Origin of the sequence: Cognatilysobacter bugurensis, assembly GCF_014652095.1 — a bacterium.
Classification (GTDB): domain Bacteria; phylum Pseudomonadota; class Gammaproteobacteria; order Xanthomonadales; family Xanthomonadaceae; genus Cognatilysobacter; species Cognatilysobacter bugurensis.
The window spans coordinates 978,828-992,864 of sequence record NZ_BMYD01000001.1; the positions used below are offsets into that span (position 1 = coordinate 978,828).

Annotated in this window: 13 protein-coding genes; 3 read left to right on the top strand and 10 right to left on the bottom strand. The window is 68.4% G+C overall.

Annotation, left to right across the window (positions count from 1 at the left end):
* Nucleotides 1-20: 20 nt before the first annotated feature.
* The 10 genes from moeB to ndk all read right to left on the bottom strand — a co-directional run bounded on the left by moeB (nucleotide 21) and on the right by ndk (nucleotide 9,452).
* The gene (gene moeB, locus IE075_RS04455; RefSeq protein ID WP_189453684.1) at nucleotides 21-1,151 is read right to left on the bottom strand and encodes a molybdopterin-synthase adenylyltransferase MoeB; all 1,131 of its coding nucleotides are present in this window, start codon (nucleotides 1,149-1,151) and stop codon (nucleotides 21-23) included.
* 18 nt (nucleotides 1,152-1,169) lie between these two features.
* Nucleotides 1,170-2,027 carry a MoeA family protein gene (locus IE075_RS04460; RefSeq protein ID WP_189453686.1) on the bottom strand — a complete coding sequence of 286 codons (858 nt, stop codon included), beginning with the start codon at nucleotides 2,025-2,027 and terminating at the stop codon, nucleotides 1,170-1,172.
* A 4-nt stretch (nucleotides 2,028-2,031) separates the two neighbouring features.
* Complete coding sequence (gene mobA / locus IE075_RS04465) at nucleotides 2,032-2,619, bottom strand: molybdenum cofactor guanylyltransferase (protein ID WP_189453689.1); 588 nt, start codon at nucleotides 2,617-2,619, stop codon at nucleotides 2,032-2,034.
* Nucleotides 2,620-2,692: 73 nt separating this feature from the next.
* Entirely contained in the window at nucleotides 2,693-4,093 is a 1,401-nt protein-coding gene (der, locus tag IE075_RS04470) for a ribosome biogenesis GTPase Der (RefSeq protein ID WP_189453691.1), read from the bottom strand.
* Nucleotides 4,094-4,191: 98 nt separating this feature from the next.
* Entirely contained in the window at nucleotides 4,192-5,403 is a 1,212-nt protein-coding gene (gene bamB, locus IE075_RS04475; RefSeq protein ID WP_189453693.1) for an outer membrane protein assembly factor BamB, read from the bottom strand.
* Nucleotides 5,403-6,032: a YfgM family protein gene (locus tag IE075_RS04480; protein ID WP_189453696.1), complete on the bottom strand. Its 630-nt coding sequence runs from the start codon at nucleotides 6,030-6,032 to the stop codon at nucleotides 5,403-5,405. The genes bamB and IE075_RS04480 overlap by 1 nt, the downstream gene beginning before the upstream one ends.
* 92 nt (nucleotides 6,033-6,124) lie before the next feature.
* Entirely contained in the window at nucleotides 6,125-6,940 is an 816-nt protein-coding gene (locus IE075_RS04485) for a helix-turn-helix domain-containing protein (protein WP_189453697.1), read from the bottom strand.
* Complete coding sequence (locus tag IE075_RS04490) at nucleotides 6,937-7,788, bottom strand: tetratricopeptide repeat protein (protein ID WP_189453700.1); 852 nt, start codon at nucleotides 7,786-7,788, stop codon at nucleotides 6,937-6,939. The genes IE075_RS04485 and IE075_RS04490 overlap by 4 nt, the downstream gene beginning before the upstream one ends.
* Complete coding sequence (gene rlmN / locus IE075_RS04495) at nucleotides 7,775-9,004, bottom strand: dual-specificity RNA methyltransferase RlmN (RefSeq protein WP_189453702.1); 1,230 nt, start codon at nucleotides 9,002-9,004, stop codon at nucleotides 7,775-7,777. Before rlmN ends, IE075_RS04490 begins: the two co-directional genes overlap by 14 nt.
* Before the next feature lie 22 nt (nucleotides 9,005-9,026).
* Complete coding sequence (ndk, locus tag IE075_RS04500; RefSeq protein WP_189453705.1) at nucleotides 9,027-9,452, bottom strand: nucleoside-diphosphate kinase; 426 nt, start codon at nucleotides 9,450-9,452, stop codon at nucleotides 9,027-9,029.
* A gap of 273 nt (nucleotides 9,453-9,725) precedes the next feature.
* Between ndk and IE075_RS04505 the strand changes: the two genes are divergently transcribed.
* The 3 genes from IE075_RS04505 to IE075_RS04515 are packed head-to-tail and all read left to right on the top strand — an operon-like array spanning nucleotide 9,726 to nucleotide 13,990.
* On the top strand, nucleotides 9,726-10,346 hold the full coding sequence (locus IE075_RS04505; protein ID WP_189453706.1) for a TetR/AcrR family transcriptional regulator: 621 nt from the start codon (nucleotides 9,726-9,728) through the stop codon (nucleotides 10,344-10,346).
* 37 nt (nucleotides 10,347-10,383) lie between these two features.
* Nucleotides 10,384-12,759: a 3-hydroxyacyl-CoA dehydrogenase/enoyl-CoA hydratase family protein gene (locus tag IE075_RS04510; protein ID WP_189453708.1), complete on the top strand. Its 2,376-nt coding sequence runs from the start codon at nucleotides 10,384-10,386 to the stop codon at nucleotides 12,757-12,759.
* A gap of 22 nt (nucleotides 12,760-12,781) precedes the next feature.
* A complete protein-coding gene (locus IE075_RS04515) occupies nucleotides 12,782-13,990 on the top strand; it encodes an acetyl-CoA C-acyltransferase (protein ID WP_189453710.1) in 1,209 nt (402 codons plus the stop codon).
* Nucleotides 13,991-14,037 lie beyond the last annotated feature (47 nt).

Consider the following 14,037-nt stretch of genomic DNA (forward strand, 5'->3'; position numbering starts at 1 on the left):
AGTCGCATGCCGCGTCAGCATTACCCGGGCGTTGCGCAGACCGTCTCACAGTCGGTGTAGCCCGGGAATTCACGACCGGGCGAACACACCGCGCAGTCGGGATCCGGCCGGAGGCGCGTTTCACGAAAGCGCATCGCCAGCGCATCGAAGTGCAGCAGTCGGCCTGCGAGCGACTCGCCTAGGCCCAGCAGCAGCTTGATCGCTTCGGTCGCCTGCACGAGCCCGATGACGCCGGGCAGCACGCCGAGCACGCCCGCCTCCGCGCAGTTCGGCGCGGCGTCCGGCGGGGGCGCCTCGGGAAACAGGCAGCGATAACACGGTGCGTCGCCGCGACGCCGGCCGGCATCGAACACGCTCGCCTGGCCGTCGAACCGGTGCACGGCCCCGTACACGAGCGGCTTGCCCAGTTTCACGCAGGCATCGTTGAGCAGGTAGCGCGCGGCGAAGTTGTCCGCACCGTCGACCACGACGTCGGCCTCGCCGACCAGTCTCTCCACGTTCGAGGCCGCGACGCGCTCGGCGAATGCGTGCACCCGCAAGCGCGGATTCAGTGCTTCGACCGCCCGCCGTGCGGAGGCAACCTTCGGCTGGCCGATGGCGGCGTCCGTGTGCAGGATCTGACGCTGCAGGTTGCTGCGATCGACCACGTCGTCGTCCGCGATCGTCAGCGTGCCAACACCGGCCGCGCCCAGGTAATAGGCGATCGGCGAGCCCAGGCCACCCGCCCCGACGATCGCGACGTGCGCCGCCTCGAGCCGGCGCTGGCCGTCGAGCCCGACCTGCGGGAGACGCAGATGCCGCGAGTAGCGATCGTGGAAGTCGCGGTCGATCTCGGCACGTTCGACAGGCAGCCCGTCGGCAACCCACGCCGCGGTGCCTCCGTCGACCGAGGCGACGGACGTGTACCCGAACGCCTCCAGTCGCTGGGCGGCCCGCAACGAGCGACCGCCGCGCTCGCAGATCAGCATCAGCGGCGCGTGCAGATCGGGCACATGCGAGATCGGGCTCGACTCCAGCGCGGTCATCGGCACGTGCCGCGACGCCGTAGCGTGCGCGACCTCGCGCTCGTGGGCGTCGCGGATGTCGATCAGCGGGACGCCGCGTGCGCTGCGCTCGCGCGCCTGTGCCGGGGTGATGCGTTCGATTGCCATCCGCGGATTATCGCCGCGTCAAAGAGTGGGCAGCGGCACCGCAAGGCTCGATGCGTCGCCGGCCGCGCCTTCGGATTCAGGCAGCAGCACGGCGTCGACCGGCGCCCCGGCGGACACCTCCATGCCAGTTGACACGAGCGTCGATACACCTGGCTCGTCGACACGCGCGCGCGCCCATTCGAATGCACGCGGCGTCGCGCGCGGCGCGTCGAGCCGTGCACGCTGCGGGAGACGGCGGTCCGTCCTGGCCTCGAGCGCGTCGATCAGTGCGCGCCCCGCCGTGAGATACAGCCCGGCGAGCGCGAGCGGGTCGAGGGGCAGCGCGAGCACGCAGGCCGCATCGAGCGTCGCAAAGCGGAATGCGGCGGCCTCGCCGTCCAAATCCAGCGCTGCGACGCGCACGTCGCCAAACGCGGCGAGCACCCGGTCGACGAGCGCCCTGCCGTTCGTGTCGCCGCATACGGCGATCGCATCGAAGGCGCATCCTGCATCGCGGATCGCGATTTCAACGTTGCGTTCGTCGGCCTGGAGCGACGGCCATGCGGTCGGCTCTAAGCCGTCCGCGCGCAGCAGCCCCGTCAGCAGCGCATGCGCCGCATCGCTTGCACCGCGGTCGCCGCTCTCGATGACGAATACCGCGATCGTGGGCCGACGCCGCACCCGCGCAATCTCGACGCCCACGCGCGCCGCGTGCGCGACTGCGATCGGCGTGAGCACCTGCCCGGGCGCGGCGACGTCCACGGGCGAGGCGTCAGGCCCGAGCATCTCTTCGGCGAGCACACGCCTGTGCGCGCGTGCGAGCGCGAGCGTCTGCACATCGGTGGTGCGCACGGCGCCGACGCGGCGCACCGTTTCGAGGGCGTCTGTCAGGTTCATCCCATCAGGGTGCCACGATGACGCCCGCGGCCGCGAGGTCCTCCGGCGTGTTGAGGTTGCCCAGCGCAATCGCCTCCGCACGCACGCAGGCTGAGCCGATGCGCGCGTGCAGCGCATGTACCGACATCGCGCCAGCCGGGCCCGAGCCCAGCGCAGCGCGCAACGCGTGCACGCGCCACCGCGCGACGAGAGGCTGCGGCCGGTCGGCGTCATGAAGGTAGGCCGCGTCGGGTGCGCAGCCGCCGCGCAGCAGCGCGACCAAGTCCGCAGGCACTCGGACAAGATCGACCGGCACCGTGACCAGCCATTCGGTCGTGCAGGCCGACGCCAACGCGTCGAGCGCGGCGACCGGGCCCTGGCCCGCGCGCATCAGGCGATCAGCGACGACACGCAGGCCGCGGCCCTCGTAGCGCGACAGGTTACGGTTCGCGCTGACAATGACGTCGTCAACGTTGCCGGCAAGCGCGTCCACCAACCGCAGCACCTGCGGCACGCCGTCTCGTTCGAGCCAGGCCTTGTCGAGGCCCCCGAGCCGCGTCGCCCGGCCGCCAGCGAGGACGCCCAACGTGGTGCCGGCGCCTAACGGGTGCACTACGCGACCGTGAGTCGCGTTGCGCGCGACGGACGCAGTCGGCGTGCACGCCACGTGCCCGACATCCCGCGCTTCACTTTCCGCGCTTGACGTGCCTGATCAGGCGCCGCTTCTTCGCGATCTGACGCTCGTTGAGCACGTTCTTTCGGCCCTCATACGGGTTCGTGCCTTCCTTGAACACGAATCGGACGGGCGTCCCGACAAGCTTGAAGCGCTTGCGGAAGAAGTTCTCGAGGTAGCGCTTGTACGTGTCGCTGAGCGTGCGCAGGCGCGTGCCGTGCACGACGAACGTCGGCGGATTCGTGCCCGCCGGATGGGCGAAACGCAACTTTGCGACGTGGCCGCGCACGACCGGCGGCGGATTGGTCTCGTACGCAATCTCGAGCGCCCGCGTGACCTCGCTGGTACCGATCTCGGTCGTCGCCGACGCATGGGCGCGGTGGACGGCGCGGAACAGCTCCCGCAGGCCGGAACCGTGCTTCGCACTGATGCGCACCGCCTCGGCCCATTCGACGAAGCCGAGTTTACGTTCGAGCATCGCCTCGGCCTGCTGCCGCTGATAATCCGTGAGTCCGTCCCACTTGTTGACGGCGACGACGAGCGCGCGGCCCGCGTCGAGCGCATAGCCCAGCACGCTCGCGTCCTGGTCGGTCACGCCTTCGCTCGCGTCGATGAGTACGACGGCGACCTGGCAGTGCTCGATCGCCTGCAGCGTCTTGACGATCGAAAACTTCTCGACCGCTTCATCGACGCGCGCCTTACGACGCAGCCCCGCCGTGTCGATCAGGCGGTACAACCGGCCGTCGCGCTCCATGTCGATCGACACGGAATCGCGCGTCGTGCCCGGGACCTCGGACGCAATCATTCGCTCCTCGCCGAGCACGCGGTTCACGAGGGTGGACTTGCCGACGTTCGGGCGGCCGATGAAGGCCACTCGGATGCGGTCGGGGTCGGTGTCGAGCTCGGTGCCCGCCCCTTCTTCCGGCACGCGCTCGAGCACCTCGTCGATGAGCGTGTCGATGCCCTGCCGGTGCGCCGACGACACCGCAACGCGATCGGCAATGCCATAGCGCGCGAACTCGTTGACGGCGGCCTGCACATCGAGACCGTCGGTCTTGTTGACGACGAGCAGGGTCGGCCGCGCCGCCTTGCGCAACCACGCGAGGATTTCGTCGTCGAGCGCGCTCGCGCCTTCCCGGCCGTCGACCACGAAGAGCACGAGGTCGGCTTCCTCAGCGGCGGCGCGCGCCTGTCGCGCGGTCGCGCCGGCCAGGCCCTCGTCTTCGCCCGCGATGCCGCCGGTGTCAACCACAGCGAAGGGCCGTTGCCCCTCCGGGCGGCAGACACCGTAATGACGGTCGCGTGTCACGCCGGGCTGGTCGTGCACGAGCGCGTCGCGACTGCGCGTGAGCGCGTTGAAAAGCGTGGATTTGCCGACGTTGGGCCGGCCGACGAGGGCGACGAGAGGGAGCATAGGGGCGGCCGGTTCGGTGGACGATCAGGAGCTTAAAACGACTGCGCCGCCCGGTGAGGCGGCGCCGCGTGGTCCGGCCGGCGCGCGGCGCGGACCGCTCAGGGATTCAGGCGGAATGCGATGACTTTGCCGTCGACGTTCTGGACGACCGCAATGCCGTCCGCCACGACCGGCGGCGCACGAAGCGCATCCCGGCCTGCGCGCGCGCGCGCAGCAAACTCGCCATTGTCGAGCTTGAGCCAGTGCAGGTAGCCGTCCTGGTCGCCGACGACTGCGTAGTCGCCGTGAATCGCGGGAGAGGTCACACCGCGGCGCGCGAGACCCGGCTGCTGCCAAAGCGCGCTGCCGCCGGCCTTGTCGAGCCCAAAGACGATGCCGGTCGGCGCCGTGACCACAACGCGGTCGCTGCCAACGGCGACGCGGCCCGGGCCGCCGTTGTCGCTGGACCACATCGGACGCCCGGTCGGCGCATCGACCGCGATCGTGCGGTTCTTGAAGCTGGTCGCCACCAGAGTGGCGCCGTCGAGCACGGGCGTGCCGTCGACGTCCGACATGCGGTCGAGCTCGGTGCGGCCTTCCGGCTGAGCAACCGGCAGCTCCCAAAGCGGTCGTCCGTCCTCAGCCGACAGCGCCGCGACGGTGCCATCGTCATTGCCGATAAAGACAAAGCCGGGGCCCAGCACAGGTGAGCTCGTGCCGCGCAGCGACAGCGTCGGCGTGTCGCGGTTCCAAAACCAGCGGCGCTCGCCGTTCGACGCGTCGAACGCCGTGACACGCCCGTCGTTCGAGCGGACGAACACGGAGCCCAATCCGATCGACGGCGCCGAGATGATTTCGGCCTTGAGCTTGGACCGCCACTTCTCGGTGCCCGTCGACGCATCGAGGGCGATCACGGTTCCGTCAAGCCCGCCGACAACCACGAGCCCGTCCCCGACGGCGGGACCGCCGGCAAGCGGCAGCTCCGTCTTGTAATGCCACAGGACGCGCCCGGTCTGCAGGTCCAGCGCGTGGACGCCGCCCTCGACCGCTGCGGCATAAACGCGTCCATCCGCTACCGCAGGGGCCTGACGCGCGCCGAGTCGCCCCTCACCCTTGCCGACATTCGCCGACCACAGCTGGGCAACGGCAGCGGAAGGCGCGAAATCCTTCAGCGCGACCGGCTCGTTCGGCTCGTCGTCGTCGCTGGAGAACCAGCCACGAACAGTCGTGCAGCCGCCGAGCACTGCGACGCATGCAAGAGCGGCCGCGGCGCGCAGCGCGACGCGCGGATTCGGGCGCGCATGCACGCCAAATTCAAAACGGGAGGTCATCAACTGCGGGCCTCGGGCGTGGTGGGGGTGCCGCCGACCTGGGTCAGCTTGAGTTCGATGAGGCGACGCTGCGGAGCGTCGACCTCGAGGCGCTTGAGCGCGCGCTCGTAGCTGTCACGAGCGCGGTCCTTCTGGCCGACCGCGAGATGCGCATCGCCCTGCACTTCCAGCATCGCGGGCGATTCCGACGTGCCGATCACCTTGAGCGCATCGGCGCCTTTGCCGGCGTCGATGAGCAGGCGCGCAAGGCGCTCGTTGACGATCGCCGCGAGCGCAGGATCTTCCGCCCGGATCGTGCGGAGGGTTGCAATCGCATCATCGCGCTTGTTCTGCGCGAGCTGGGCTTTCGCAACGGCCAGGCTGCCGAGCGTCCGGTACAAGCCCGGCTCGAGCGACTGCAGCTTCGACTGCTCGGCGAGATTTCCGGCGGAAATGGCTTCAACCGCCGTGCGGTAGCGAAGCGAGGCTGCGGCTTGCTCGGCAGCCTGCCGCGCCTGCCACCATTTCCACCCAAAGATGGCGGCAAGCCCCAGCAGGATGCCGCCAATGAGTCCAGCACCGTTGCGCCGCAGCCAGGCGAGCACGCGCTCGCTTTGTTCGTGCTCGTCGAGAACGTCGTCCAACGCCATTCAGTGGCAGTCCGCAGTGTCGCCCCGCCGATCACGGAGACCCGAAAGAAGTTCGCCGGCCAGAAGCCGGCAGATCGGTGCTGACCCGCGGGTCAGTGGGCGACCGGCGCGAGCGAGCCGTCAGAGGATAGCGCAAAGCGCGCGACATTCGCTCGGCTGAACGGTGCGAGGTCGACCGCCTCGCCCGCGTGGAGGACCTCGACGGCCTTCGTGTTGCCCAGCAGCACGCGGCCGACGCGCTGCAGTTCATAGCTGCGCGACTGCCCGCCCACGAGCAGCGCGCGCTCGATCAGGCTGCCGTCGTGCGCGAGCACCTCGACCCAACTGTCGCCCGTCAGACGCAGCGAAAGCATCGCGGGCGCAGGTGCGCGCGTATCAGGCAGCGCGGCCATGGATGCGACCAGCGGCCGCCGTTCGACCGGCCCCCGCTGGGACGGGCGTGCCGTCGGCTCGGAGGTCAGCTGCGATGGAAGATCCAGCGACTGTGTCGGGGCGAGTGACTTGGAGAGATGCGGGCGCGTGGCCATCCACACCGGCGCGACCAGCGTGACGGTCAGGACGATGTAGATCGCGCGGCGCCCGGCCTGCTCAGCGAGCCGGCGGTAACGAGGCGTGTGGGTGTAGCTCACCAGCGGCGCGGCCGCGACCTTCGGCTGCAGAGCAGAATCGATGGACTCGGGCAACTCGATCTCGAGCAACCGCGCGTAACTGCGCAGCTGCCCGCGTACAAAGATCGGCGCACCGAGCGCGGCCCAGTGCCCGGATTCAAGCGAGGCCACCACGCGCGCCGGCATCCTGAGCTGCCGGCATACCTCCTCGATCGACAGCCCCGCTGCCTCACGCGACTGCTGAAGGCGCGCACCGAAGGCCGTGCCATCGTCCGATCCGAACTCCGTCACCTGCGTCATCGCCCTTCCAGTTTCCCCGGGTCAGCGTCCCCATCCGCCGACTCCAACTTCCTCATGCGTTCAAAATAGCGCCGCGCTGCGTCACTGTCGCCCAGTTTCTGTTCAATTTGTGACGCAAGCTGCAGCGAAGCAGCATCCTCCGGCGCAGCAGCCAGACGACGCTCCGAGAACGCGCGCGCTTCGAACCATCGTCCCTGCTCGAACATCACACGCGCCAGCGTCCCAAGCGCGACGACCTGGGTCGCATCGCCCCGCAGAGCCTCGCGCGAAAATGCCTCGGCGGACGCAGCGTCTCCGGCGTCGCGCGCGCAGGCACCGGCGTTCGCGAGCGAGCCGGAGCGCGTGGCGTAACCGGGAATTCGGGCTGCATTCGCAAACCACTCAAGCGATTCCGCCGCGCGCCCTTGCGTGCACAGCCAAACGCCGTAGTTATTGAGGGTCTCGCCCCGGGTCGGTGCAAGCTCTGCGGCCTTGCGAAAGTGCACACCGGCGCCAGCGGAACGTCCCGCGCGTTCCAGCGCGTGTGCGAGCACCGTGTGGGCGTCCGCGGACTTCGCATCGCCCCGCACAGCCTTCTTGGCAACGGTCAACGCCTCTGCGGAGCGGCCCGCCTGGAGGTGAGTCCGCGCCTCGAGCACGAGCGGCAGAGCGCCGGCAGATCGGGCATCAGTCGACACATCGACCGTCGGCGCCACCCGGCGGTAATCGCCACGTGACGCGTCCGGCTTCAGGAAGGCAACGCGGCTGCAGCTCGCGGACGCAAAGCAGGCCAGAAGGACAAGAACGACGACGCGCCGGGAGGCGGCCGCACCGGGCGGAAACGGAAGTCGCCGCTTACGCGGCATCATCGACGCCCTGGGTATCGAGCCGACGACGGAAATCGGCCTGCCGGCGCGTGCGATCCGCCACCTGGCCCTTGAGCTGCCCGCAGGCCGCGTCGATATCGTCGCCACGCGTGCGGCGTACCGGCGCAATCATGCCGGCTTCGTTGAGCAGCTTCTGGAAGCCCCGGATCGCCGCATCGCTCGGGCGCTCGAAGCGCGTGCCCGGGAACGGATTGAACGGGATCAGGTTGATCTTCGCCGCGCCCTTCATCTGCACCGCGCGGTCGAACGCCTTCATGAGGCGGACGAGATCGCGCGCATGCTGCGGCTGATCGTTCACGCCCTTCATGAGCGTGTATTCAAACGTTACCGACGTGCCCGGCTTGCGCAGCGCGTAGCGCACGCAGGCGTCCATGAGCACGTCGATCGGATACTTCTTGTTGAGTGGCACGAGCTCACTGCGCAGCTCGTCGACCGGCGCATGCAACGACACCGCGAGCGACACGTCGCTGAGTTCACCAAGCTTGTCGATCTGCGGGACCATGCCTGCCGTCGAGAGCGTCACGCGCTTGTTGGCGAGGCCGTATCCGAGGTCGTCGCGCATGATGCTCATCGCGCGCACGACGTTGTCGAAGTTCGCCAGCGGCTCGCCCATGCCCATCATCACGACATTCGTGAGCTTGCGCTGCTGGTGCGGCACGTTGCCCAGATGGCGCGCCGCGACCCACACCTGGCCGATGATCTCGGCAGTCGTCAGGTTGCGGTTGAAACCCTGCGTCGCGGTGGAGCAGAACTGGCAGTTCAACGCGCAGCCCACCTGCGACGACACGCAGAGCGTGCCGCGTCCCTTGTCAGGGATGTACACCGTCTCGATCGCGTTCTTCGCGTCCATGCCGAGCAGCCACTTGTGGGTGCCGTCTTCGGACGCCTTGTCGAACACCACCGAGGGCGCATGCACATGGGCATGCGCCTCGAGCTTTCCGCGCAGCGCCTTGCCGAGGTCGGTCATCTGCCCGAAGTCGGTGACGTAGCGGTGGTGAATCCATTTCATGACCTGGTGCGCGCGGTAGCGCTTCTCGCCGAGCGTCTGCTCGAAGAAATCCTCGAGCTCGACGCGCGAGAGGTCGAACAGGTTGCGCCCGTTCGACCCCGCGGCCGTTGGGACACGCGCGCCGTCGCCCGCGGCGGCCGGAGCCGATGCGGTCAGGGCGATATCGATGCGGGTGTCGCGTTCGGTCATTTGCAGAAGTTGAAGCTGTCAATCAGCGCGGATAGACGTCCGTCGCGGGGAAGAAATACGCGATCTCGATCGCGGCGTTCTCCAGGCTGTCCGAGCCGTGCACCGCGTTCGCGTCGATGCTGTCGGCGAAATCGGCGCGGATCGTGCCCGACGCCGCGTCCTTCGGGTTCGTCGCGCCCATGAGCTCGCGGTTCTTGAGCACAGCGCCTTCGCCCTGCAGAACCTGGATCATCACCGGGCCCGACACCATGAACTCGACGAGCGCATTGAAGAAGGGACGCTCACGGTGCACCGCGTAGAAACCTTCCGCTTCCTGGCGCGAGAGGTGCTTCATTTTCGCGGCAACGACCTGAAGGCCGGCCTTCTCGAAGCGGCTGTAGATCTCGCCGACGACGTTCTTGGCGACCGCGTCGGGCTTGATGATGGAAAGAGTGCGCTCGAGCGCCATGGAAATTCTCCGGTGGGCGGGCGGCAGCAGAAGCGATCCCTGCGCCCGAAGCTAACAGAAAACCCGCGTACGAACGCGGGTTTAGCCGATGTGGCTGCGCGGATTCTACGCGGTTTGGCATGGCGATCGCAAAAGTAGTTGGGTACGAACGCGACCGTTGCATGCAGCCGTTTGTGGCCGAGCTCGGACGCGCGGCGACTACCGGCAAGCCCGGTTGACGCCCATGAAGCCATGCGCCTACTATCAAACAAGCGTTTGATTCAGGCTCATCCGATGTCCAGTTCCGCCCACTTCTCGACGAAGGACCGCATCCTCGGCGCTGCCGAAGAGCTGTTCGCCCAGTTCGGCTTCGCCGGCACCTCACTGCGGCAGGTCACGAGCCGCGCCGACGTCAACATCGCGGCGGTGAACTACCACTTCGGCAGCAAGGAGAACCTCGTCAACGAGGTCTTCCGCCGGCGTATGGACGAAATGAGCGAGCGCCGCATCGCCGCGCTGAAGGCTGCGGTCGAGCAGCACCCGGGCGAGCTCGAGCCGATCCTGGCCGCGTTCGTCGAGCCGGCCCTCGCGATGGCGCAGGACCGCCACGGCGGCGGCGCGTTCGTGCGCGTGGTCGCGCGCGCATACGCCGAGAAGAACGACCGGCTGCGCAAGTTCCTGTCCGACCACTACGGCCACGTGCTGCGTGAGTTCGCCAAGGCAATCGCTGCAGTCGTGCCGAACCTCAGCAAGGAAGAGCTGTACTGGCGTCTCGACTTCCTCGCCGGCGCACTGACCTACGCAATGGCCGACTTCGGGCTGATCAAGCGCCCGAGCGGTGTGAACGAAGCCGCGCACCGCGAACGCGCCGCACGCGAGCTTATCCGGTTCGCAGCGGCCGGCTTCAAGAGCTAAGCCCTTCCCTCCTCCCACTCCAGCACAGGGATTTTCCATGGCCAATACCCTCCTCGTGCGTCGCGCCGCCGTGCTCGGCGCCGGCGTGATGGGCGCGCAGATCGCCGCGCATCTCACCAATGCAGGCGTCGACACCGTTCTGTTCGACTTGCCCGCGCGCGAAGGCGACCCGAACGGCGTCGTCACCAAGGCGATCGCGAACCTGACCAAGCTCAGCCCGGCGCCGCTCGCGGACAAGTCGCTCGCCGAGCGCATCGTGCCCGCGAATTACGACACCGGCCTCGAGTTGCTGCGCGGCTGCGACCTCATCGTCGAGGCGATCGCCGAGCGGATGGACTGGAAGCAGGACCTCTACCGCAAGGTCGCGCCGTTCGTCGCGGACCACGCGGTGTTTGCGAGCAACACGTCGGGCCTGGGCATCAACGCGCTCGCCGACGTGCTGCCCGAAGCGCTGCGCCCGCGCTTCCTTGGCGTGCATTTCTTCAATCCGCCGCGCTACATGCACCTCGCCGAGCTGATCCCGGCGCGCGCGACGAACCGCGACGTGCTCGAAGGCCTCGAGGCTTTCCTGACCACGACGCTCGGCAAGGGCGTCGTGATCGCGAAGGACACGCCGAACTTCATCGGCAACCGCATTGGCGTGTTCTCGATGCTCGCGGCGATGCACCATACGCAGCAGTTCGATCTCGGCTTCGACACGGTTGATGCGCTCACCGGCCCTGCGATCGGACGGCCGAAGTCGGCGACCTACCGCACGGCGGACGTCGTCGGCCTCGACACGATGATCCACGTGATCAAGACGATGGCCGACACGCTGCCGAACGATCCGTGGCATGCGCACTTCAAGGCGCCTGCGTGGCTGTCGGGCCTCGTTGAGAAGGGCGCGCTCGGCCAGAAGTCCGGCGCCGGCTTCTACACCAAGCGCGGCAAGGAAATCCTCGTGCTAGACCGTGAGGCGCGCGACTATCGCCCGTCCGCCGGCGAGCTCGATACCGAAGTGGCGGCGATGCTCAAGGAGCGCGATCCCGCGAAGAAGTTTGCCGCGCTGCGCGGCAGCCAGCACCCGCAGGCGCAGTTCCTGTGGGCGTGTTTCCGCGACACGTTCCATTACAGCGCGTACCACCTTGCCGACATCGCCGAGACCGCGCGCGACGTGGACTTCGCGATGCGCTGGGGTTACGGCTGGTCGGTCGGCCCGTTCGAGACGTGGCAGGCGGCGGGTTGGAAGCAGGTGGCGGAGTGGCTCGCCGAGGACATCGTCGCCGGCAAGGCGATGAGCACGGCGTCGCTGCCCGACTGGGTGTTCGACGGTCGCAACGGCGTTCACGGCCAGGGCGGCAGCTACAGCCCGGCGCGCGACGCGCAGGTGCCGCGCTCGGACAACCCCGTGTATGCGCGCCAGCGGTTCCCGGACGCGCTGCTCGGCGAGGCGTTCGAGCCCGGCCGCACCGTGTACGAGAACGATGGCGTCCGCATGTGGGCCGACGAGGGCGACGACATCGCCGTCGTCAGCTTCAAGACCAAGATGCACACGGTGTCGGACAAGGTGCTCGACGGCCTGCAGGAGGCGATCGCGATTGCGGAACGCGACTTCCGCGGCCTCGTGATCTGGCAGCCGAAGGAGCCGTTCTCGGCTGGCGCCGACCTGTCGGGCGCACTCGGCCTGCTCCAGGCCGGGGACGTAAAGGGCTTCGAGGCAATGGTCGCGAACTTCCAGGCGACGAGCCAGCGCATCAAGTACGCGCTCGTGCCGGTCGTGGCTGCAGTGCGGGGCCTCGCGCTGGGCGGCGGCTGCGAGTTCCAAATGCATTCGGCGCGAACGGTGTTTGCGCTCGAAAGCTACGTCGGCCTCGTCGAGGCGGGCGTGGGCCTGCTGCCCGCAGGCGGCGGTCTCAAGGAGTTCGCGGTGCGTGCGTCGGACGCGGCTGGCCCGGGCGGCGACGTGTTCGCCCAGCTCAAGACGGCGTTCGAGAGCGTTGCGATGGCGAAGGTGTCGACGTCCGCGTTCGAGGCTCGCTCCCTGAAGCTCGCGCGCGAGTCCGATCGCATCACGTTCAACACGCACGAGCTGCTGCACGTCGCACGCGCCGAAGCGCGCGCGCTTGCGGAAGGCGGCTACCGCCCGCCGCTGCCCGCGCGGCGCATCCAGGTCGCGGGCGACGTGGGCATTGCGACGTTCAAGATGATGCTCGTCAACATGCTTGAAGGCCGCTTTATCTCCGAGCACGACTACGAGATCGCCACGCGCATCGCGACGGTGGTCTGCGGCGGCGACGTCGACCGCGGTTCGGTCGTGGACGAGGAATGGCTGCTGCGCCTTGAGCGCGAGCATTTCGTCGCGCTCGCCCAGATGCCGAAGACGCAGGAGCGCATCGCGCACATGCTCAAGACCGGCAAGCCGCTCCGCAACTAAGCGACGACACAGGACAACCACCATGACCAAGCAAGTCCAGGACGCATACATCGTCGCCGCCACGCGCACGCCCGTCGGCAAGGCGCGTGGCATGTTCCGCAACACCCGCCCGGACGACATGCTCGCGCACGTGCTGCGCAGCGTCGTCGCCCAGGCGCCGTCGATCGACCTCGAGCGCATCGACGACGTCATCATCGGCTGCGCGATGCCCGAGGCCGAGCAAGGCATGAACGTCGCGCGCATCGGCGCGCTGCTCGCCGGCCTGCCGCACATCACCGCCGCACAGACCATCAACCGCTTCTGTTCGTCGGGGCTGCAGGCGGTCGCGATGGCGGCCGACCAAATCCGCCTCGGCCACGCCGACCTCATGCTGGCCGGGGGCACCGAGTCGATGTCGATGGTGCCGATGATGGGCAACAAGGTCGCGCTGAGCCCGAGCGTGTTCGCGAATGACAACGAGCACATCGCGATCGCGTACGGCATGGGCGTCACCGCCGAGAACGTCGCGAAGGAATGGAATGTTTCGCGCGAGGATCAGGACGCGTTCGCGCTCGAGTCGCATCGCAAGGCGCTCGCGGCGATCCAGGCCGGTGAATTCAGGGACGAGATCACGCCGTACGAAATCGTCTCGCATGTTCCGGATACCCGCAGCGGCTCGATCAAGACGAAAACGCGGACGGTCGACACCGACGAAGGTCCTCGCCCGGACACGTCAATGGAAAGCCTCGCGAAGCTGCGCCCGGTGTTCCGCAACGGCCAGGTCGGCGGCAGCGTCACGGCCGGCAACGCGTCGCAGATGAGCGATGGCGCAGCCGGGATCCTGCTGGCCTCGGCACAGGCGATCAAGGACTACGGCCTGACGCCGCTCGCGCGCTTCGTGAGCTTCTCGGTTGCCGGCGTACCGCCCCACATCATGGGCATCGGCCCGAACGCGGCGATCCCGAAGGCGCTCAAGCAGGCCGGCCTGCGCAAGGAAGACCTCGACTGGATCGAGCTCAACGAAGCGTTCGCCGCGCAGGCGCTCGCGGTGATCCGTGACTCCGAGCTCGACATGGCCAAGGTCAACCCGCTGGGCGGCGCGATCGCCCTCGGCCATCCGCTCGGCGCGACAGGTGCGATCCGCACCGCGACCGTCGTGCACGGGCTGCGTCGTCGTCAGCAGAAGTACGGCATGGTGACGATGTGCATCGGCACGGGCATGGGCGCCGCCGGCGTGTTCGAAGCGCTGTAACCGTCGCTGCGTGATCGCCCGAAGAAGGCCCGCAATCGCGGGCCTTT

Coding starts and splice junctions, on each gene's coding strand:
- moeB (WP_189453684.1), bottom strand. CDS start 1,151: ATGGCAATCGAACGCATCACCCCGGCACAGGCGCGCGAGCGCAGCGCA.
- IE075_RS04460 (WP_189453686.1), bottom strand. CDS start 2,027: ATGAACCTGACAGACGCCCTCGAAACGGTGCGCCGCGTCGGCGCCGTG.
- der (WP_189453691.1), bottom strand. CDS start 4,093: ATGCTCCCTCTCGTCGCCCTCGTCGGCCGGCCCAACGTCGGCAAATCC.
- bamB (WP_189453693.1), bottom strand. CDS start 5,403: ATGACCTCCCGTTTTGAATTTGGCGTGCATGCGCGCCCGAATCCGCGC.
- IE075_RS04480 (WP_189453696.1), bottom strand. CDS start 6,032: ATGGCGTTGGACGACGTTCTCGACGAGCACGAACAAAGCGAGCGCGTG.
- IE075_RS04485 (WP_189453697.1), bottom strand. CDS start 6,940: ATGACGCAGGTGACGGAGTTCGGATCGGACGATGGCACGGCCTTCGGT.
- IE075_RS04490 (WP_189453700.1), bottom strand. CDS start 7,788: ATGATGCCGCGTAAGCGGCGACTTCCGTTTCCGCCCGGTGCGGCCGCC.
- rlmN (WP_189453702.1), bottom strand. CDS start 9,004: ATGACCGAACGCGACACCCGCATCGATATCGCCCTGACCGCATCGGCT.
- ndk (WP_189453705.1), bottom strand. CDS start 9,452: ATGGCGCTCGAGCGCACTCTTTCCATCATCAAGCCCGACGCGGTCGCC.
- IE075_RS04505 (WP_189453706.1), top strand. CDS start 9,726: ATGTCCAGTTCCGCCCACTTCTCGACGAAGGACCGCATCCTCGGCGCT.
- IE075_RS04510 (WP_189453708.1), top strand. CDS start 10,384: ATGGCCAATACCCTCCTCGTGCGTCGCGCCGCCGTGCTCGGCGCCGGC.
- IE075_RS04515 (WP_189453710.1), top strand. CDS start 12,782: ATGACCAAGCAAGTCCAGGACGCATACATCGTCGCCGCCACGCGCACG.